The organism is Kribbella sp. NPDC055071 (assembly GCF_053608045.1).
Window position 1 is genome coordinate 367,346 of the sequence record NZ_JBSGUS010000001.1, and the last position, 18,369, is coordinate 385,714.

The 18,369-nt window shown below is 65.2% G+C and carries 18 protein-coding genes; 9 read left to right on the forward strand and 9 right to left on the reverse strand.

Translation table 11 applies throughout. The annotated features are described in order from the left end of the window. Positions 1-436 precede the first annotated feature (436 nt). From tmk to ACWF4Z_RS01775, 3 genes are read right to left on the reverse strand one after another with little or no spacing between them, the layout of a single operon-like run. Positions 437-1,159, reverse strand: a complete 723-nt coding sequence (gene tmk / locus ACWF4Z_RS01765; RefSeq protein WP_452240987.1) for a dTMP kinase — start codon at positions 1,157-1,159, stop codon at positions 437-439. Continuing rightward, complete coding sequence (locus ACWF4Z_RS01770; protein WP_452240988.1) at positions 1,083-1,706, reverse strand: 3'-5' exonuclease; 624 nt, start codon at positions 1,704-1,706, stop codon at positions 1,083-1,085. Before ACWF4Z_RS01770 ends, tmk begins: the two co-directional genes overlap by 77 nt. Next, positions 1,699-2,691, reverse strand: coding sequence for a hypothetical protein (locus tag ACWF4Z_RS01775; protein ID WP_452240989.1), 993 nt, complete (start codon positions 2,689-2,691; stop codon positions 1,699-1,701). The genes ACWF4Z_RS01770 and ACWF4Z_RS01775 overlap by 8 nt, the downstream gene beginning before the upstream one ends. A gap of 668 nt (positions 2,692-3,359) precedes the next feature. Here ACWF4Z_RS01775 and ACWF4Z_RS01780 point away from each other — a divergent pair. Continuing rightward, entirely contained in the window at positions 3,360-4,640 is a 1,281-nt protein-coding gene (locus ACWF4Z_RS01780) for a helix-turn-helix domain-containing protein (RefSeq protein WP_452240990.1), read from the forward strand. Here the strand turns inward: ACWF4Z_RS01780 and ACWF4Z_RS01785 are convergent. Continuing rightward, positions 4,629-5,357, reverse strand: coding sequence for an alpha/beta hydrolase family protein (locus ACWF4Z_RS01785; protein WP_452240991.1), 729 nt, complete (start codon positions 5,355-5,357; stop codon positions 4,629-4,631). The genes ACWF4Z_RS01780 and ACWF4Z_RS01785 overlap by 12 nt on opposite strands. 847 nt (positions 5,358-6,204) lie before the next feature. On the opposite strand from ACWF4Z_RS01785, the gene ACWF4Z_RS01790 reads away from it, so the two are divergent. From ACWF4Z_RS01790 to ACWF4Z_RS01810, 5 genes are all read left to right on the forward strand, one after another. Then, positions 6,205-6,360, forward strand: a complete 156-nt coding sequence (locus ACWF4Z_RS01790; protein WP_452240992.1) for a hypothetical protein — start codon at positions 6,205-6,207, stop codon at positions 6,358-6,360. Positions 6,361-6,547: 187 nt separating this feature from the next. Continuing rightward, positions 6,548-6,733: a hypothetical protein gene (locus tag ACWF4Z_RS01795; RefSeq protein WP_452240993.1), complete on the forward strand. Its 186-nt coding sequence runs from the start codon at positions 6,548-6,550 to the stop codon at positions 6,731-6,733. A 23-nt stretch (positions 6,734-6,756) separates the two neighbouring features. Beyond that, positions 6,757-7,203: a hypothetical protein gene (locus ACWF4Z_RS01800; RefSeq protein WP_452240994.1), complete on the forward strand. Its 447-nt coding sequence runs from the start codon at positions 6,757-6,759 to the stop codon at positions 7,201-7,203. Continuing rightward, complete coding sequence (locus ACWF4Z_RS01805) at positions 7,181-8,086, forward strand: AraC family transcriptional regulator N-terminal domain-containing protein (protein WP_452240995.1); 906 nt, start codon at positions 7,181-7,183, stop codon at positions 8,084-8,086. Before ACWF4Z_RS01800 ends, ACWF4Z_RS01805 begins: the two co-directional genes overlap by 23 nt. Before the next feature lie 82 nt (positions 8,087-8,168). After that, entirely contained in the window at positions 8,169-10,031 is a 1,863-nt protein-coding gene (locus ACWF4Z_RS01810; RefSeq protein WP_452240996.1) for an aldehyde dehydrogenase family protein, read from the forward strand. A 138-nt stretch (positions 10,032-10,169) separates the two neighbouring features. Here ACWF4Z_RS01810 and ACWF4Z_RS01815 read toward each other — a convergent pair whose 3' ends face one another. Both ACWF4Z_RS01815 and ACWF4Z_RS01820 read right to left on the reverse strand, forming a co-directional pair. Further along, entirely contained in the window at positions 10,170-10,904 is a 735-nt protein-coding gene (locus ACWF4Z_RS01815) for an SDR family NAD(P)-dependent oxidoreductase (protein WP_452240997.1), read from the reverse strand. A 33-nt stretch (positions 10,905-10,937) separates the two neighbouring features. After that, on the reverse strand, positions 10,938-11,555 hold the full coding sequence (locus ACWF4Z_RS01820; protein WP_452240998.1) for an NADPH-dependent F420 reductase: 618 nt from the start codon (positions 11,553-11,555) through the stop codon (positions 10,938-10,940). 240 nt (positions 11,556-11,795) lie between these two features. On the opposite strand from ACWF4Z_RS01820, the gene ACWF4Z_RS01825 reads away from it, so the two are divergent. Next, positions 11,796-12,707 carry a LysR family transcriptional regulator gene (locus tag ACWF4Z_RS01825; RefSeq protein ID WP_452240999.1) on the forward strand — a complete coding sequence of 304 codons (912 nt, stop codon included), beginning with the start codon at positions 11,796-11,798 and terminating at the stop codon, positions 12,705-12,707. A gap of 236 nt (positions 12,708-12,943) precedes the next feature. Further along, positions 12,944-14,311: a hypothetical protein gene (locus ACWF4Z_RS01830; RefSeq protein WP_452241000.1), complete on the forward strand. Its 1,368-nt coding sequence runs from the start codon at positions 12,944-12,946 to the stop codon at positions 14,309-14,311. A 36-nt stretch (positions 14,312-14,347) separates the two neighbouring features. On the opposite strand, the gene ACWF4Z_RS01835 is transcribed toward ACWF4Z_RS01830, so the two are convergent. The 3 genes from ACWF4Z_RS01835 to ACWF4Z_RS01845 are packed head-to-tail and all read right to left on the reverse strand — an operon-like array spanning position 14,348 to position 17,561. Beyond that, complete coding sequence (locus ACWF4Z_RS01835) at positions 14,348-15,775, reverse strand: nitric oxide synthase oxygenase (RefSeq protein ID WP_452241001.1); 1,428 nt, start codon at positions 15,773-15,775, stop codon at positions 14,348-14,350. Between the two features lie 9 nt (positions 15,776-15,784). Next, a complete protein-coding gene (locus tag ACWF4Z_RS01840; protein ID WP_452241002.1) occupies positions 15,785-16,315 on the reverse strand; it encodes a DivIVA domain-containing protein in 531 nt (176 codons plus the stop codon). Further along, positions 16,263-17,561, reverse strand: a complete 1,299-nt coding sequence (locus ACWF4Z_RS01845; protein ID WP_452241003.1) for a globin domain-containing protein — start codon at positions 17,559-17,561, stop codon at positions 16,263-16,265. Before ACWF4Z_RS01845 ends, ACWF4Z_RS01840 begins: the two co-directional genes overlap by 53 nt. A gap of 481 nt (positions 17,562-18,042) precedes the next feature. Here ACWF4Z_RS01845 and ACWF4Z_RS01850 point away from each other — a divergent pair, with 481 nt between their 5' ends. Next, positions 18,043-18,318: a YggT family protein gene (locus ACWF4Z_RS01850; RefSeq protein WP_452241004.1), complete on the forward strand. Its 276-nt coding sequence runs from the start codon at positions 18,043-18,045 to the stop codon at positions 18,316-18,318. Positions 18,319-18,369 lie beyond the last annotated feature (51 nt).

Genomic DNA, 18,369 nt, shown 5'->3' on the forward strand with positions numbered 1-18,369 from the left:
AGGTTCTTCCACTCCATCGAACGCCTTTCAGTCGAGATCTAGCAACTTAATATGCGGCCTGTGACTTTACCACGCGAAGAGATTGAGAACACAATCGAGTGGTAAAGGTCAATTCGGAGCTCGCGGACGTGTGGATGCAGGCAGGGAGACTCCTGCATTCGACGCGATGCATCATTTCGATGCTAATGGTTGACGCACGCTCTATTTCCCTGGACTTCAATTCGAGTGTCGCCGCAGATGCGAGCCGATTGACCCTATCCAGCGGGCGGTCCTCGGACTGCAACGCCTTGTGGGCCTAGGCGAAGGCAGGTCGGAGATCGCCAGGCTGATCAAGGCTTCGCCGAGCTTTGGCTTGAGGAGTCCCGGGTGGACGTACCCGGTCTCAGCCGGCTCCTCGCCGGTGCGGATCCGCCCTGCGGCCGCTTCGCCCGAGTGGTTAGTAAGCGCGCCGCCGTTCGGAGCTACCGGCGGCGTGTTGCTCTTGTCGTCGGCGGATTGCTTGGCGGACTCGGGCTGCGGCTAGGCGGGGCGGTTGGTGCGTGGTGTCGATGGTGATCGTTTGATAGCCGACGCGGATGAGGCGCTCTTGGGCTTCTTGGTAAAAGTGCGTCTCGGTTGTGCTGCTGTTGTCTTGGCGCTGTAGGCGGTTGTGCGGACCTTTAGCGGCGAGGCGCGTTGCGATCACGTCTGGGTCAGCGGTCAGGATGATTGCGAGGTGTGGGTGATCGGCGAGTGCGTTGAGGTTCCAGAGGAAGTCGATGGCTTGGCCGTCGAGGCGTTGCATCACGAGGGATGAGGGAACGTAGCGATCGCAGAGGACGAGGTGTCCGACCTCGAGATGAGGCCGGATTTCGGCCTCGAGATGGTGGTACCGGTCCGCGGCGAACAGGCACGCGAGCGCCGGGCCGGTAACCGTGTCGGTGAGGTCGTAGGCGAGCTTGCCGATCGGGCCGCGTGATGGTTCGGCGGTGAGGTGTACGGCGGTGTTGTCGGCTCGGAGGAGTTGGGCGAGGTGCGTGATGGTTGTGGTCTTGCCCACGCCGGACGGGCCGTCGATGGTGACGAAGAGTCCGGCGCGGGCCTCAGAAGAGGGTCGCGGCCGGGTAATCGGTGGCGGTGTTGGTAGTGGTCTTGGTGGCCACGATGTCGAGCAGTTCATCGAAGGTGAGCGGATCGCGGCCGGGCGGCGCTGCCAGACGGGCGAAAAGACGGGCGCAGACGATCGCGTCGTACGTGGCTCGGTGTGGAACCAAGTCGCTATGCAGGCCGTCCGCCAGCCCGAACGCCTCGACCAGGGCGCCGAGTTTGTAGGAGTCGCGTCCCAGCAACAGCTGCCGAGCTAGCTTGAGGGTGTCTAGCACGTGGATGGGCTGGAATCCGGGCAACTCTCGGTTCACGACGCCGAGATCGACGCCGGCGTTGTGAGCGACGAAGACCATGCCGTCCAGCGCGGCGCGCAGTTCGCCGTCGATTTCGTGGACAGTCGGAGCGTCGGCGACTTGGTCATCTGTGATCTTGTGAAAGCGCCGCGCCATGGCGGTGATTGGCCGAGGTGGCCGAACGAGCCAGCTTCTTGCTCGGCCGATCCCGCCGTTCGTGATGGCGACGATCGAGATCTCGACGAGGTCTGGTGGTTGCTGACCGTTGCCCTCAACGTCGACGACGGCGTAGTCGAGGGCAGTCCACGGCCTCGCTGTTTCAGCCATTGGTCGTTGCCTCCCATCCGATGTCCGCGCGGCCGTGCCGGTTGAGGTGGTGCGGGTGCCCAGCGTCGTGAACCTGGAACGCGAACGCGTGCTGCAGAAAGTACCGGGGCTGCTCTGAAGGCAGCCCGTCGACCTGAACTGCGCGGCTAGTGACGTCGAGCACCTTCAATTCTGCCGCCTCTGGCAGGTCGGCCGCCGCATCTAGGAATGCGCGCGTCGTTGGCATCTGGTGGGCGCCGGCACACAGCTTCGACTGCGCCATAGGACAGATGTCGCACAGCTCGCGGATCCCGTAATGACCGTTGTAGTCCGGCAACCCGTGGGCGTAGGACACGCCACAGGACGTCTTGCGGAACAGTGGCGGCGCGTCGTCTGGCCGGCCCGCGAAGGCTTCGACGATGCGACGATCGAGAGCCTCGGGCACGATCTTGCGTCGCGCGGTTCCCTCGTAGGGTTGAGGGATCCCGTTGGCCTTGTAGTACTCGGCAATCTGGTCGCGATAGAACAGCCCCGTGAACACGGTCGCGTCCGCGGATGCCGACAGTCTCACAGCCAGTTGAAGGTGGTCATCCGTGTCGTTGAGGCCGGGGACGAGCGGTCGCCAGTACAGGATGGTGCGACAGCGGCGCGGCTCGTCGGCCGAGCCATAGGCCGTTGCGCGGCGTAGCGAGGCCGCGGCGACCGAGCTCGGGTACGGCTCGACGCGGCGGTCCTCGATACCTGAATAGGTGAACAGGAGCGTCAGCTTGAGGTTCTTCAACGCGTTCAACCTGGCGCAGTCGGTCTCGCGGACAACCGCCCGAGTGATCACCAGCGCATGGTTGGTGAGGCCTCGGGCATCGATGTCTTCCAGTACGGCGAAGAGGTGATCGCGCACGCCTGCGAGGAATGGATCGGTCGATCTGTTGAAGATCTGGAGTGGTGTCTTGTGCGGCTTGAAGTATCGGTGGTTGACCAGTTGCTCGACCGCTTCAGCATCGGTCATGAGGGCAGCCGGTGTGTTGGCGTCCCACAGACCGTGGGTGTGACGAATGCAGTAGGCGCACCCGAGTGGACAGCCCTGGACATGGTTGAGTGACAGCCCAGACTTGCGATACTCGACAACTTCTTGAGCGCGCTCAGGTAGCACGGCAACCGTCTCGGCAGACAGCAGCGGAACAAACGTGACCATTCGGTCCTCCGTGAGTGAGGCGGGTTGGAACGACGGACCGGCGCAGATGCAGGGATCGATACGCCGGCCCGCCGGTTATGGGTCCGCTCAGCGTCTTGGCATTGCCAGCCTGAGACGTTCGATCGAAGGCAGACTGGAGAGAGTCAGTCGTCTGATCGTTGAGTTGCCGCCAGCCAGCCGTACAGGAGGATCGCCGCCGCGTACATCGTGGCCATCCAGTCGTTCATGTGTGTGAGCTCCTGTCGATCTTTGCCGTCACCGAGTCAGTACGCCGCTTGACCTCGGCCGGTTGTAGGCGAACGATTGCGGTACGTGATCGAGTCTGGTCGCGGCCCGTGTGGAGGTCGAGGGCTCTAATGCGGACAAACCACTTGTCCGCATGCCTGCGAAGGCTCGGCATTGGGACGATGGGGCTCATTTCCGAGAGCATGACGATGCATGGTCGACGACAAGCGAGTTGATTCGCTGACGGGAGGTGGGAAATGGCGCAAGCTCTGCGTTCGTTGTCGCCGCAATTGTCCGCTCGACATGCTTTCGGGGCAGCTGTCCGGGATCTGCGGACTCGACGCGGACTGTCACAGGCCGACCTCGGGGCGCTGGTGTTCGTCAGCAAGGATCAGATCGGCGAAATCGAAAAGGCCCTCCGCTGGCCAACGCCGGACCTCATCTCGGAGTTGGACGAGACGCTTGGCGCAGCTGGCCTCCTGGAGGCCTTCGCGCCGAGTTTGCAGTCGCAGCGGACCTCTCGCCGGGAGCCCGTGCTGGCTGTCGAGACCACCTTTGAGCGCGCTGCCCTCGATTGGTTGACGGCGGCCGGTAGGGACGTCCGCATTCTTGGCGACGAGCCGGACTGCCAAGTCGACGAGGAGACCGTGGCGTCGGCACAGCAACAGCTGGCGACGTTCCGGAAACTGGACCACCAACATGGCGCCGGGAGAATGCACTCCGTCGTTGCCGGCTATGTCACGACAGAACTCGACGGGCTTCTCCGGGGCATACCCACTGACGACGCCACAGCATCGACCTTGTACTTGACCGCTGCTGGATTCTGGGAGCTGGTCGGATACCAATCAATCGATCTCGGGCTCGACGAATATGCGCGCGATTGCTATTTGCGTGCCTTGGAACTGGCGTCTGCGGCAGGCGACCGCGTCTACGGCGGCTACCTACTTTCAGTGAGCGGCGCCCATCTGGCCCTGCATGGTGGTGACGTCGACACGGCGACGCGGATGGCTCGGGTGGGTCTGCACGGCACGGCGGCCCTGGCCAGTGCCGGCGTCACGTCGGCATTCGAGGCGGTACTTGCACGCGCCGCTGCGCGTTGTGGCGATGAGAAGGCCGCGACGAATGCCTTGTTGCGGGCCGAGGCTCACCTGAGCTCAAGCCGACCGGAGGAGGAGCCGGCATGGATCGCCTACTTCAGCCCTGCGTATTTGGCTGACGAGATGGCGCATTGCTTCCACGACCTCGGCCATCAGGGTTTGGCTCAAGAGCAGGCCGATGAGGCGCTGACCCAAGTAGCTCCAGGGCACATCCGAAGACTCGCCATCGACACGGCACTGATGGCCTCCTCACTAGCCAGGGCAGGCGAGCCCGAGGAGGCATGTGCCGTGGGTCGGCGGGCAGTAGACCTCGCTGCTCAAACCTCGTCCGCCCGAAGCCGGCAACGTGTCGGCGAGCTGTGTCAGGAGCTTGTTCGGTACGCCGAACTGAGATCTGTCGTGGAGTTTGGGGAGTACGAACGGACCGCGCTACCTGGATGAGTCAAGCATCCGGCGGAAGAAGTTGAGCTCGGCCTCGAGTACGACGGTCGCCAATTCAGGACTTGCGAAGGTGTGACTGGACGTCTCGAGAAGCAACATCTCGTGGTTGGCGTTGCGAGACCGCAGACCCGCCGCGAGGTGCGCAGTGTCGTGGGCTGAACTGATCGGGTCGTGTCGGCCGTGGGTGAGGAGCACCGGCCGGAGGATTCTGGCGGCTATGACGGCTCCGGCACCACCGCTCAATGCTCCAGCGTGAGCTCGCTGAAATCGCGGCACGCTGTTGGCCCAGCCGTGTGGATCAACGATCGGAGATCGAGCCGCAGCGGCGCGGAACGGACCTGGCTGGCTCACTGCTTGGAGTGCGGTGTAGCCACCTGCGCTGGCCCCACAGATGAAGACCTGCCCATCCACCGCCGTGCCGAGATTGAGAAGCTCGTCTGCGACGGTCCCGCAGTCCGCTACGTCATCCAGTCCCCATCGGCCGTAGAGGCTGCGGCGGAACTCTCGACCGTGGCCGGTGCTGCCGCGGTAGTTGACGTCGGCAACTGCAAACCCGTTGCGGGTCAGGAAATCGACCTGCGGATCACGTCGAAAGGTGACCTCGTCAGTCGGACCGGGGTGTGCTCGAACGATGACCGGCGCGCTCCACGTGCCGACGGCGTCGATCGGTGGATGCAGGAGGTAGGACAGGTCGCCGATCGAGCGCTCCTCTGGCACGGGCAACGGTTCGTCAGAGACATCCGCACCGGCGACGGTTGAGCAAGCGCCTTCCCGATCGACAACCACGACTGCCGGCGAGGTCGTAGGGGTTCCAGCGATGATTGCGATCTTGTCGTCCAAAGGAGCGAGGTACGGCTTGATGGAGGTATACGGCAGATCAAGCGTCTGTGATCCGCCTGCTTTGTCAACGACCATGAGGCGATCACGAAGGCCTGCGCGGACGCGGATCGCAATCGCTCCGTCGTTCATGAGTGCGTAACTGCGGTAGCCAAGCTCCCATGGTGCGGCCGCGCAGTCTGCGTCAATTGGGGCGACCGCATGTGTGTTGCGCCCGTCCCATCTGTACAAGTTCAACCAACCTGTCCGGTCCGACATGAAATACAGGTCGTTGTCGGGTCCCCATTGAGGCTCGACAACTGACTCGTCCGGACCCCCGGACACTAGTTCTGCAAAGGCTGAGACTTCGTCTGTCGGTGCGTATCGTGTAAGCCAAAGCTGGGTGCTGTCCCATGGCATTTGATCCGTGGTCCAACTGAGCCAGGCCAGCTTGTCGCCGGACGGCTGGGGAGCGGCCAGGAAACCGGTGGATCGCTTCAGGGTCCGTACGAGGCCTGTCGTCGTACTCAAGGCCCGGAGTTGGTCACCGTCGGGTCCTTCGCTGATGTGTAGAAGATCGTTGCCGAACGAGATGAGATCGCCATATGAGTCAGCGGATCTGTCCGTGAGTGGAGCTGCGGATGCTGGACCGACCTTCCAGATGCGACCGTCGTGCCCAGAGACCGCCCAGATCCCACCCGCGTTCACGGCGAACGTGCCACCGCCGTACGCGTGAATCTTGCTACCGATGCCGAAGTCGCTGGGCGCGGCGGCCGCTACGCCAGTGATGGGACTCCAGCTCTTCAGCACATCTCCGGCGTCGCTGGATTCCAGCCAGAACAGCCTGCCGGCGTGCGAGGTCAAACCGTCGTACGTCGCCGAATGCGCCACCCAGCGATCGTAACTGGCACCCGATTCGTCGGCGCTGTCAGTCTCGTCACGTCTGAGGATTCGCGGACAATCTCGCTGTCCGCATCGAGGCTCTCCCGGTGCTGACAGGTGGTCTCCAAACTCAAGGTTGTCGGCACCGATCGCCCTCAACGGCGATCGTTCAGCGGCACGAGGTCGGACGATGTGGGGGGACGGCAACAGTGATCGAGAACCATCAGATGCTGTGGAAGGTCCAGCTCTGGCTGGGCGATCACATGGTCGAGGAGCACGTCGCTCCATCCGAGCTGGCCGAGCAGTACGCCAATGTCATCCGGCTACGCATCCGCGGCCTCCCCGGCAGGCGGCTACGGTGCGAGCCCGTTGGTGATGAGCCAACCTCGAGCTGATAGGCGGCCTGGTAGATGCTCTCGTGACACGGCCGCATCGTCGGCTGTTCGGGATGGCGCAGCCGAAGGTGCCGGCTGATCTGCTGCGGGCTCCACCGCTGCGCCAGCAGATCAGCCGCCAGTTCGCGGAGCTCGAGGTTGGTGTCGAGGCGCCGGCGATGTCGACGTGCCCTGCGAGCGGTCGCCTGGCGGTGCGCGTCGAACGGACGATAACTCCCGCCTGCGTCGGCGTTGCGGCGCAGCTCACGCGAGATCGAGCCGTCCGCGTCTTGCGCTTCCTTTTGAAGGTGGCCGAGCCGCAGAGCAAGCCGACCGTCGTCTGGTACGACGAGCGGGCCTCGCGAGACCGAGACGCGGGGGCGCGACTGGCTTTCATGAAACTCGCGGGTCCTTGCACGATCGTCTCGGTGCGGGCGGTCACTGCGATTTCCGTGCTTCACTCGTGGCATGGCTATGGAGGAGCTTCGTGACCTGCTGGAACGGCATGCGCGGCCCGATCTGACCACTGCCATCGACGGCGTACGGGTCTGCAAGCTTGGCCACACCGCTCCGGCGGAGTCCTCGATGTCCGGCACAGTGCTGGCAGTCATCGCCCGGGGCGGCAAGCGCCTGGCGCTGGGGGACCAGGTGTACGAGTACGGCGCTGGTCAGTACCTCGTCTCCTCGGTCGACCTCCCCGTGACCGGCCACGTCATTGATACCGGCCCGGGTCCCTCCGTGCTCGGCTTCGGAATGACGCTCGAACCTGCCACCGTCGCGGAGTTGCTGCTGCAAGCCGGGCCGGCGGATCTGCCGCGGTCTCCGGGCGCCGCACGCCCGGGGATCGCGGTCAGTGACGCCCCGGATCAGTTGCTCGACGCAATCGTCCGGCTGCTGCGCCTCCTCGATCGGCCACGGGACCGCAAGGCCCTGGTTCCACTGGTCAAGCGCGAGATCCTCTGGTGGCTGATGACCGGGGACCAAGGTGAGATCGTCCGTCAGCTCGGCCTGGCCGACAGCAGCCTGAGCCACATCAGACGCGCCGTACGGTGGATCCGGGAGAACTACACCCAGCCGTTCCGGGTCGAGGAACTGGCCCGGCTCTCGGGGATGAGCGTCTCTGCCTTCCACCGGAACTTTCAGGCGGTCACGGCGATGACCCCGATCCAGTTCCAGAAGCAGACCCGGCTGCAGGCGGCAAGATTGCTGCTGGTGAACAGCCCGCACGACATCACCGGCGTCGGCCATCGGGTCGGCTACGACAGCCCGTCGCAGTTCAGCCGCGAGTACCGGCGTCAGTTCGGTGTCCCGCCCAGCCTGGACGCGGAGCGCATGCAGGGCGGCGCCGACCACCTCGCTACCGCGCTGCCGTGAAGCTGCTCAGGCGAAGAGGAATGTGCAACCACGCAAGAGGATCTTGCTGGTCCGGCATCCGCGGCGTCGCTTCGATGGAAGTATGACTTCCTACGACGCCATCAGACACGCCCTCGACATCGGACCGGACTCCGCAACGGCCGAGTACACGATTGACATCACGACAGTCGGCGCGCGCACCGGTAGTCCGCGCCGGATCGAAGTCTGGTTCCACCGCGTCGACGGTCGCTGGTATCTGACCGGCACGCCCGGGCCGCGCAACTGGTACGCGAACCTGCGGGCCAATCCGAGGTTCACCGTGCACCTCAAGCACGGAGTCACCGCCGATCTCGCCGCTACCGCGGCGCCGGTCGACGAGCCGACCCGGCGGCAGGTGATCACCGCAGTCCTCGATCTGCAGAACCGGCCCGACATCGCGGCCCGGGCCGGTCGGCAGAGCCTCGACGACTGGCTCGCACGCAGCCCGCTGGTCGAGATCCTCTTCGACGACGAGCAGTTGCGGGCAGCACCAATCCACCAGGAGACCATCATGGAAGACAACGTGATCGACAAGATCTATATCGACGGTGAGTTCGTCACCCCGCACGGAACCGAACTCTTCAACCTCTTCAATCCCGCCACCGGGAAGGTGATCGGGCAGGTCCAGCTCGCCGACGAGGTCGACACCGAGCTGGCCATCGCAGCGGCCAAGCGCGCGCTGCCGGCCTGGTCCGCGACCTCCAGACAAGAGCGGATCGATGCGCTCCGCCGGCTTCAGGCCGCGGTCGCCGCGCGACATGACGACATTCTCGAAGCCATCACCGTCGAGTACGGCGGTCCGGTACGCAATTCGTTCATGGTCGATTCGACCGTCACCCCGTTCGCCGACATGATCACGACGCTGGAGAGCTTCGAGTTCACCCGGCAGATCGGCAACGCGACCGTGGAACTGGCGCCGATCGGAGTCGCCGGCCTGATCACGCCGTGGAACTCCGATCCGTTCTTCATCGCCGACAAGCTCGCGACCGCTCTGGCAGCCGGCTGCACGGTAGTCATCAAGCCGAGCGAGATGAGCGCGACCCAGACCCAAGCCATGACCCGAGCACTCCACGAAGCCGGACTGCCCAAGGGCGTCTTCAACATCGTGACGGGGCGCGGCGAGGTCGTCGGCACCACCATCACCCACCACCGCGATGTCGCCAGAATCTCCTTCACCGGCTCGACCGCGACCGGCAAGGTCATCTTCCGCGAGGCAGCCGACACGTTGAAGAGTCTGACGCTCGAGCTCGGCGGCAAGTCGCCGTCAATCATCCTCGACGATGCCGACCTCGACGAAGCCGTCACCGGTGCACTCACGTCCGGGTTCGTCAACAGCGGCCAGGCGTGCGTCGCCGGCACCCGGATCCTTGTGCCGGAGAGCAAGCTGGACGAGGTGCTCACCATCGCTCGGATGAAGATGGTTGACTTCCCGGTCGGCGATCCGCGCGACCCGGCGACTGCTATAGGCCCGATGGTGAGCGAACAGCAGTGGGAGCGGGTCCAGAGCTACATCCGACTCGGTCTCGAGGAAGGCGCCCGGATCGTCGCGGGCGGGCCCGGACGCCCCGAGGGACTGGCGGACGGGTACTACGTGCGACCGACGGTGTTCGCGGACGTCACCAACGACATGCGGATCGCGCGCGAGGAGATCTTCGGGCCGGTGCTGTCGATCCTGACCTATCGCGACGATGATCATGCCGTCGAGATTGCCAACGACTCGGAGTACGGCCTGCACGCCTATGTCTTCTGCTCCGATCTCGCGCGAGCGCGCCGCATCGCGTCGCGACTCGAGGTCGGCCGAGTGGCGATCAACGGCGGTTTTGAGCCGCTGTCGCCGTTCGGAGGGTTCAAGCAGTCCGGCATTGGGCGCGAGTACGGCGCCTTCGGCCTCGAGGCCTTCCTCGAGCCACGGTCCGTGATGGTCTAGTGATGAGGCACTGTAGAGGGAGCCTCCGTAGCTGTTGTCAGTCATCGCGACGGTTGCCGTAGGCAACTTCTGGATCCTGCTGGTCGCAGAGCTGTGGCCGGCGTGCCGCTGGTGCGGACGGCTGCCGGTGGCGCGCGGTCAGATTGCTGTGGTGCCGCCGTCGGCTACTAGTTCTGTGCCATTGATGTAGCTGGAGTCGGCTGAGGCTAGGAAGAGGGCGGCTGTGGCGATTTCTTCGGGGCGGCCCATTTTTCGGCGGGGGATTACGGATTCGAAGTGGGCTTTTGTTTGCTTGTCCATGACCTCTTCGAGGATTGGCGTGGCGACCTGGCCGGGGGTTAGGACGTTCACGCGGATTTTTCTGTCCCTCAGTTCGGACACCCATACGCGTGCGTAGGCGGGTAGTACGGCCTTGCTTGCTGCGTAGACGGTCCAGTCGGGGTAGCCGCGGAGGGAGGCGTTTGAGCCGGTCATGATGATCGAGCCGCCGTCGTTGAACAGCGGTAGCGCCTTCTGGACGGTGAACAGGGTGCCGCGGGCGTTCAGCGAGAAGGCGGTGTCGAACTGCTTCTCGGTGATCTCGCCGAGTCTGCCTTGCTCGCCCGTCCCGGCGCTGGCCCACAGTACGTCGATCGAGCCCTTTTCCTGTTTGACCGTCTCGAACAAACGGTCCAGATCGTCGAGGTCGGCCGAGTCGCCCTGTACGCCGGTTACGTTCCGGCCGATCAGCGCGACGGCCTCGTCCAGCGCGTCCTTTCGCCGGCCCGAAATGAAGACGTGAGCTCCTTCATCAACGAACAACTTCGCGCCGGCCAGCGCCATTCCGCTGGTCGCGCCTGTGATCACTGCGACCTTGCCATCGAGCTTTCCCACGAGGTCTCCGTTCAGATGCTGTCGGGTGAATCTTTAGAGCGCCTTGGCGCTCAGGGCGATGTCGAAGCCGGCGCCGTTTCTTGCCAGGCCGACCAGGAGGAGGCCGGCCCACTCAAGTGCGTGGGTCATCTCGAGTCCTCCTGCGTCGAGAGCCCGGATGTCCAAGCTCTCCAGAAACGCCGCGACCCGGGTCCTCGCCTCGGCGCTGTCGCCGGCGAAGAACACGTCCACGGGCTTGTCTTCGGCAAGGACGGCGCTGAAGAGCAAGTTGAACGCCTTCACGACGTGTGTGCCGTCAGGGGCGGCGGCTGCGATCTGCTGGGACACCGAGTTGCCCGGGGAAGTCGCGAGTCCGCTTCCGTCGGCGTTGAACGGGTTGGTGATGTCGACGAGGGTCTTGCCGGCCAGCGCATCGCCGTACTGTGTGACCACTTCAACCGCGCCGGCGTACAGGACCGCAAGGATGACGATGTCACCTGCCGGCCTTGCGCCGTACGTGCCGACGGTGGCTCCGTTGCCGATCTGGTCGGCGAGCGCCTGAGCCTTGGCGGGGTTGCGGCTGATGAGCTCGATGGTGTGGCCGTGCTTCGCCGCCCGGGTACCGATGGCGGTGGCCATGTTGCCCGAACCGATGATGCTGATGGTGGTCATAGGGTGCCTGCTTTCTGGGGCTGGACAGAACGCCACGCCAACCCGTTGTCAGGGTGGGTGTCGTCGAATAGCGCGATGGACGGGCTCAATTCGCGATGAGCCTGCTATCAAATCCAGATTCCGAATTCTTGAATCGAATTCGCTCGCGCCCTATGAACGATGCCATTGGTTTGGGTGGGTGTCCAAGACCCTTTTCAGTCGTGGCGATACCCTGGAGGCATCGCCGGACCGGGAGGTTCCATGGATCTGGACCTGCGCAAGGTGCGCTACTTCGTTGCCGTTGCCGAGAGGCTGCACTTCGGCCGTGCCGCCGATGAGCTGCACATCGCGCAGCCGGTGCTGAGTCGGCAGATCCGCGCGCTGGAACACGATCTCGGCACCGCCCTGTTCACCAGGGACAGCCACGGCGTAGTGCTGACCGACGCGGGCCGACAACTGTTGGACGACGCCGGTCCGCTGCTCGCGTCCGTGCACGCGGTCCGGCGCCGGGTGTCGGTGGCGGCCCGCGGCAGCCGGCGGCTGGTGGTCGGCTTCCGGACGGGAATCCCGGTTATCCCGGCTGCGCGGGCGTTCGAGGCTCGGCATCCGGACGTGGTCGTCGACGTGCAGCGAATGGAATGGGACGACCAGGCGCTGATGCTGCTCGACGGTCGGGTCGACGTCGGCTATGTGCGGCTGCCCATCGACGAGACCGGCCTGCGCCTGACTCCGCTCTTCACTGAGCCGCTCATGGTAGTGCTGCCCGCCGGTCACCGGCTGGCGGGCAAGGAGGAGGTCACCGAGGCTGACCTGGCCGGTGAGCCGCTGGTCTGGCATGCCGATGCGAGCACGCAGCCGACCACCCGCCCGCACCCTGACTCCGGGCTCCGGGCGCGCGGTGTGGAGGAGAAGCTCGAGCACGTCGCGGCCGGCCGCGGCATCTCGTTCGTGGGACGTTCGGAGACCGTGTTCTACTCGCGACCGGACATCAGCTACGTGCCGATCCCGGATCTGCCGCCCGAACAGGTGTACCTCGCTGTGGCGGCATCGCGCACCTCACCGCTTGTTGACGACTTCCTCGCTGCCGCCGAGGCGACGGCCGGCATCACGGCTGAATGCGGGAACTATGACTCGTGGCAGCCAGCAAGCGCCGCCGTTCCAAAGGAGGCTTGAGCAGCGCCGGCCTCTGCGCGCCGTCGACCTCGATTAGTGCCGCGCGGGCTGCGCTGTTGCGTGCCCGCGGCGGCCAGCGGGCTTGCGCCGCAAGACGGCGTCTTGCGGTGCTTCCAGTACGGGGCCACAAATTGCTGACAGGCGCCGTTGGCGAGCCGTATCGGCTGTAAGACCTGGGCCGTCCAGCAGGATGGGGGTACCTAAGATGGTCCGGTCGAGGACGGAGAGTGATCGTGGTGACGCCCGAGCCCATGCCCGAGGTGCCGCAGAGGGTCCGGCGGAGTCGGCGGCTTCGTGTGTTCGTTGCGCTCGGCGCTTTGGTTGCGGTCGTTGCTGCCGTGGTTGTCGTCGTACGGGTGGTCGATGGAGACGGGTCGGCTGGTGACAAGCCGCCTGCGGATTACAGCGAGAACGGGATGACTGTGCCGGGGACGATCGGGGCGGATCGGTTGCTGAAGCCTTGGGTTGGTGAAGCCGGCCAGGGGAAGTTCGCGTTTGCGTGGACGCCGGGGACCGACTCGATCAGTGTGAGTGCGCATTGTTCTGGTGTGAGCGGCGCTACTCGCTTGCGGGTCAAGATCGGGGACTGGCCGGTTGCGGAGGGTGCGTGTGCTGGCGGGTGGGAGGTCAATCGGGTTCGGCAGGGCGCGGATTCGCCGATTTGGCTGGATCAACCGGTTGGCAAAGAGGCTCAGGTCAGCGGTGAGTTGATTGATGCTCAGTCGCGGCCGGTTGTTGTTCCGGGGGCTCGGATTGCGATGGGGATCTATTCCAGCTCAGCGCCCGAGACGGATTCGGAGCTCGGCGTGCCTAGCCGCGTCGTTCCGGCGGATGACGGCGCCTATGTGAAGGATGGGGTTACCTACCGGGCGAAGGTTGGTGGTGCGACGCTGCTTGGCGCGGCCGTTGGTAGTACGGAAGTGCGGGTTCGATTCACGTCGCCTGGGACTGGTGTAGTTCTGCGGTTGTTTTGTACGGCGAATCGTGGGGCGGTCGATGGTGGGTACAGATTGTCCGTCAAGACGGATGACACGACGTCGGCGTTCGACGAGCGGTGTGATGCTTCGTCGACGGACGCCGCTACCGGCACGATGATTGGCGTGGGGCCTCCGGCCTCGGCCGGTGTGCAGGCTGAAGTGGTCGTTCGGATCGTGCCGGACAAGCCTGGCACCGCGGTCCCGGCGAACACGCGCCTCGGGCTGGGGGTTTATGCGGAGGGCGCCCAGCGGAAGGCCGGCGATGCGTCGCTCGACGAGAAGATTGAGGTTCTCGGGTACGACTATCGGTTGGCCGACGTCAAGACTGCGGCTCCGGAAACCGGGACGGTGTCGATCGCTACGCCTGCGGATCAACGGTTTGTGCTCGTCTACGGGAGCACGCCGCTGCTTGACGTCGAGGAGGAGGTTGATGCGACCTTGAGTGTGCGGAAGACCGAGCGTGAGGTGAGCGGCTCTACGGGGCCTGGCGGCGCTCTCGGCCTGCGGACCTGGCCGTATCCGGCTGGTCCTGGCGATCGGGCCACTCTGACCCTGACCAAGGGCAAACCCCTGACAGGTTCCGTCGACGACGACGTCTTGGTTCTGGCTGTGTACGTCCCCGCTTAGCCGGCCGCGGCGGAGCTGCTTGGCCGGCGTCAGGTATCAGTTGAAGGCGGGAGGGCCGCCTTGTAGGGAGCGGTGGGTGGCTTCGGGGTCGGTGTAGAAGTTGGGGACTTGGTGTTCGGTGGTGTAGTAGCGGTGGAAGACGGGGGTCTGGGAGCCGGACATGGGTGGGACTATCCAGGTCCAGTCGGCGGGGCAGCGGCGGCCGGCTCGTTCTTCTCGTTCCAGGTGGATGAGGAATCTGCGGGACTCGGTGTGGTGGTCGGTGATTCTGACGCCGTTCGTGTGGAACGAGTGCAGGACGGCGCGGTTGATCTCGACGAGGGCGCGGTCTCGCCACAGGGTTGCCTCGTCGGAGGTGTCCAGGCCCATCCGCTCGGCAACTTCGGGAACGAGGTCGTAGCGGTCGGTGTCGCCGAAGTTGCGGGCGCCGATCTCGGTGCCCATGTACCAGCCGTTGAAGGGCGCCGCCGGGTACGAGACGCCGCCGATGACGAGCCGGTTGTTGCTGATCACCGGGACTGCGTGCCACCGCATGCCCAGGTCGGCGAACCAGGTGAGCTCGGGGTGCTTGAGGGAGACCTCGTGCACTGATTGTTCGGGGAGCTGGAACATTCGTGGGCCCTCGTCGGCGGTCTCTACGACCAGGGGGAGTACGTCGAACGCGCCGGGGAGCTCGGGTGGGCGCCATCCGCGCTGGATGAGTTGGCTGGTGAAAGTTCGGTAGCGGGGATCTCCTAGGACACGGCCGTCGGGCTGCTCGTGGCCGGCGTACCGGATCAGTTGTTCGTTCCAGATCCTGGGGGCAGCGCGGCTCGGAGCCTCCGGGGCGAAGACGCTGATCATTGGGCGGATCTTGCCGCCGTTGTGCGCTGTGCGGAGGTGATCGAAGCAGTGCGCGGCGACGCCGCCGGCGTCTGAGACGGTCCGCAGGTCGCGCACTTGCAGGCTGCGCCAGTACAGCCGGCCGATGCATCGGGAGTTGTTGCGCCACGCGACGCGGGCGCCGAAGGCGAGCTCATCGGCGGTATGCCAGTAGGTGCCGGTCAGGTCGATCTCGCGCATGACTGCGGCGAGCCGCGGGCCCATGCCGCCGGCCTCGGGGTTCTCGGCGTGGAAGAGCTCAAGGAACTCCTCGGCTGCGGCCCGGACCTGCTCGGTGTCGACGCCGGTAGGACGGCGTCGAGGGTCGGCCTGTTGTTCGGGATCAGGACGTCGTTCGGGCTCGGGACGTCGTACCGAATGGTCGGGTCGCGTCGGGTGGTCGGGGCTGGTGGGGTGATCGGGCCGGGATCGGATCCGGCCGGGACCTGGTGACGCCCGTCGGCCGGTCCGCGGGGCCTTGCGCCACGGACCGCCGATCGAGAGCAGCTGTTCGCCGGCGTGGATCGCCGCGAGTCGACGGCCGCAGATCCGAACCGCCAGGAAGAGGATCGTCAGGCTCAGGAGGACGGCAAGAGTCTGCACTGTTGGCTCCTAGCCCGCGGTTCCCGGACCGGTCCCGTTCCGGAAACGGGGCGGCAGGACTCTGGAGTCGTCGAACAAGTGATCGGTCGGCTCGCTCGGCTGCGACGTACTCCCGAGCTGGTCGACCTCGGTGGCGAACGAGTTCACGATCTCCTGCATCTGTGCCTGGGCAGTCTGAGCGTACGAGCGAACATGCTGCCCGGCTGTGTCCATGGCCTCGGCGACGATCTGGCGCTCGTGTTCGCGGGCCTGACCGATGCGCTCGCGGGCGTCCCGGCTGACGTCCTGCACCATTTCCTCGACCACGAGCTGTGCTTGGCTGAACATCTGGACGACCTGTTCGTTCACGCGGTCGCCGGCCTGCTCGTACTGGTCCAGCTCCGCCTGCACGCGCTGCAGCTCGGCCCTTCCGCGCTGCAGTTCGGCCTGGAGACGTTCGTTCCTCGCCCGGTTCTCGACCAGCGCTGTCTCCGTGGTCTGCAGGTGGTCAGCGAGCAGATCGAGGTACCCGTACACCCTGGCGGCGTCGAGGCCCCCCATTCGTCGCCGGAACGTCTTGTCCCGGATCGATTGGGGTGTTGGAAGTGGCGAGCCGTGGCGGTGGTGGTGTGTCACTTGTCGTCTCCTGACCTGCCAGCCCCGGCGCGACGGTGTGCTCGCCGGCGGCTGCGTAGTAGAAGTGCTCGTACTTGATGTGCTCGGGCGGCATGCCGGCGACGGCCAGTTGCTCCAAGGTGTGCGCGACCATCTGCGGTCCGCCGCACACCATCGCCGTACGCCCCTCGATCTGCTGCCGGGCTGCGACCGTTCCGACTTTGCCGCGCGTTCCGGGATAGGACGGGTCGTCGGATACGACCTCGGTGTACTCAAACCATGACCGGGTCCGGGCCAGTTCTCGCAGCCGCGGGCGGTCGTAGAGGTGCCAGGGCATCCGTACGCCGTGGAGCAGGTGAACCTGTGGTCCGTTGCCCGACCGGTGCCACTCCTGATCGATCTGTTCGAGTACGGCGAGGAGCGGCGCGAGCCCGGTTCCGCCCGCGACCAGCAGCAATTCCCGCGAGTCGCGTTGCCGCCTGGTCAGCCGCTCGCCGACCGGTGCCCCCAGCTTCACGGTGTCACCGGCTTTCAGGGAGCGCACCACGGTCGGGCTCACTTGGCCGCCGTCGATCTGCTGTACGTGCAGATCGATCGAGCCGTCCGAGCGTGGGGCGTTGGCAGGGCTGAAGTAGCGCCACTGCCTTGGGCGTTGCGGGATCTCCATCGAGACCGACTGACCGGGCAGGAACTCGAACGGGCGCCTGGGCTTGATCGTCAGCAGGGTGAGGTCCATGGTTCGCCGTTCGGCCGAGATCACATCCGCGTCCCACCAGTCCGGGCTGGATTCTGACGATGTCTCCGCGGCCTCGACCATGATCCGCGCGACAACCTGGTACGCCGCGGTCCAGTGCGAGGCGAGTTCCTCGTCCCACTCGGATCCGAGGAAGTGCATCAGCGTTGCGCAGAGCGAGGCGCCGACGGCGTTGTAGTGCTCCGCGACCACGGCGTACTTGCGGTGGTCGCGGCCGAGATGTTGCAGGAAGGCCTCTTCCTTGTCGAGTTGGTCGGCGTGACTGACGATCCGGCCGAGGGCGCTCACGAACTTGTCCCGCTGGTGCGACATGGAGAGCGGGAACATCGACCGTACCTCTGGATGAGACACGAAGATGTGCGAGTAGAAGTACAGCGCGACCTGGTCTCCGTGCTTCGTCACCTGGTCCCAGCTGCGTTGCAGGGCGTATGCATCCATCGGGATTCGTTATCTGTCTCGGAAGGGCAGCTCCTCGACAGCAACGGACGGCTCGGCAGCGGGCATGTGTCCTCGATCGTCGGCAGCAAGATCCGACGGGTACTGCGTTGACAAGGGTTCCCTCCCAATCCAGTCCCCGAGTCCAATCCTCCGACCCACCCGACCTACCCCCGCCCCGACCGGTTGAAACGGCGGACCGGACTGAATCGTCTCGAAATCTAGAATGTGGCTGAAACCCTTTATTTATTAGCTGAAACGCTTGCTCACACCGCCTTCAACTACCCCCGCGCGCCACGCGACCGCTAACTCGTCGCTCCGCTCCTGAACGCGCCCGCTCTGCGTGCCCCGGCCCGCCCCGAGCCTCCTCGCTGGTAGGCGACCTGATAGTCGGCTAAGAAGGCGGTGGTGGAGGCATTCTTGGGTGGTGCGGCACGTTCATACTGGTGAGAAGGCCGGTGTGGCCGTTGTGGAGGAGTTGATCATGAGCCTGATCGGAGCCCTGGTTGGGTACGTCCTGACGGCGTTCATCTTGGTGTTGCTTGCGCGGATGGTGCTGGACTGGTCGGGTGTGTTGGCCAGTGGACCTCAGTGGGCGAGCCGGGCTCGTGGGGTGACCCACGCCTTGACGGAGCCGGTGATCGGGCGGGTACGGCGGGTGCTGCGGCCGGTGCGCGCGGGTGGGGTGGCAATCGACCTCGCGTTCACAGCGGTGTTCGTCGCAGCCCTGATCCTGCGCGCGATCGCCTTCAGCTTGTAGCGGCGTCCGTCGCCACGCGACATCGCAGGTGGCGGGTTGGAAAACCCTTAT

Coding starts and splice junctions, on each gene's coding strand:
- tmk (WP_452240987.1), bottom strand. CDS start 1,159: ATGAACTGCTCGACATCGTGGCCACCAAGACCACTACCAACACCGCCA.
- ACWF4Z_RS01770 (WP_452240988.1), bottom strand. CDS start 1,706: ATGGCTGAAACAGCGAGGCCGTGGACTGCCCTCGACTACGCCGTCGTC.
- ACWF4Z_RS01775 (WP_452240989.1), bottom strand. CDS start 2,691: ATGACCGATGCTGAAGCGGTCGAGCAACTGGTCAACCACCGATACTTC.
- ACWF4Z_RS01780 (WP_452240990.1), top strand. CDS start 3,360: ATGGCGCAAGCTCTGCGTTCGTTGTCGCCGCAATTGTCCGCTCGACAT.
- ACWF4Z_RS01790 (WP_452240992.1), top strand. CDS start 6,205: ATGCCGAAGTCGCTGGGCGCGGCGGCCGCTACGCCAGTGATGGGACTC.
- ACWF4Z_RS01805 (WP_452240995.1), top strand. CDS start 7,181: ATGGCTATGGAGGAGCTTCGTGACCTGCTGGAACGGCATGCGCGGCCC.
- ACWF4Z_RS01810 (WP_452240996.1), top strand. CDS start 8,169: ATGACTTCCTACGACGCCATCAGACACGCCCTCGACATCGGACCGGAC.
- ACWF4Z_RS01820 (WP_452240998.1), bottom strand. CDS start 11,555: ATGACCACCATCAGCATCATCGGTTCGGGCAACATGGCCACCGCCATC.
- ACWF4Z_RS01825 (WP_452240999.1), top strand. CDS start 11,796: ATGGATCTGGACCTGCGCAAGGTGCGCTACTTCGTTGCCGTTGCCGAG.
- ACWF4Z_RS01840 (WP_452241002.1), bottom strand. CDS start 16,315: ATGGGGGGCCTCGACGCCGCCAGGGTGTACGGGTACCTCGATCTGCTC.
- ACWF4Z_RS01845 (WP_452241003.1), bottom strand. CDS start 17,561: ATGGATGCATACGCCCTGCAACGCAGCTGGGACCAGGTGACGAAGCAC.
- ACWF4Z_RS01850 (WP_452241004.1), top strand. CDS start 18,043: ATGAGCCTGATCGGAGCCCTGGTTGGGTACGTCCTGACGGCGTTCATC.